Annotated in this window: 1 pseudogene; it reads left to right on the top strand. The window is 49.2% G+C overall.

Features of this window, described 5'->3' with window-relative positions:
• Positions 1-545 (top strand): annotated as a pseudogene (locus R7P74_RS28670) (2',3'-cyclic-nucleotide 2'-phosphodiesterase); the annotation flags it as partial.

The raw sequence follows: 545 nt of genomic DNA, 5'->3' as shown, positions 1-545 counted from the left end.
GGCAAAGGATTTGAGAATCTACAAGGCGTAGACAACAACAAAGGCACCATCAACGGTGTCACTGCCGTCATGCCTGGCCGTTGGGGCAGCCACGTGGGAGTCATGGATCTGGTCATCGAGCAAAAAGACGGCCAATGGCAAGTAGTGGAAGGACAATCTGAAGCTCGACCAATTTTCGACAAAGCGACTAAGAAATCGCTTGCAGAAGCAGACCAAGGCATCATTAAAGCACTCGAAGACGATCACAAAGGCACTCGCGAATTCGTTAACCAACCAATTGGTAAAGCGAATGACGTGATGTACAGCTTCTTGGCTTTGGTGCAAGACGACCCAACAATCCAAATCGTTAACCTTGCACAAAAAGACTACGTTGAACGTTTCATTCAAGGCGATCCAGACCTTGCTGACATTCCAGTTTTGAGCGCGGCAGCGCCTTTTAAAGTGGGCGGACGTAAAGATGATCCGAACGGCTTCACTGAAGTTGAATCTGGCCAACTGACTTTCCGCAACGCCGCCGACTTGTACCTATACCCAAATACGCTCGT

It is taken from the genome of Vibrio sp. 2033 (assembly GCF_033339735.1).
Note: the sequence above shows the minus strand (reverse complement) of the source record. Positions and strands in the feature narration are given on the sequence as shown.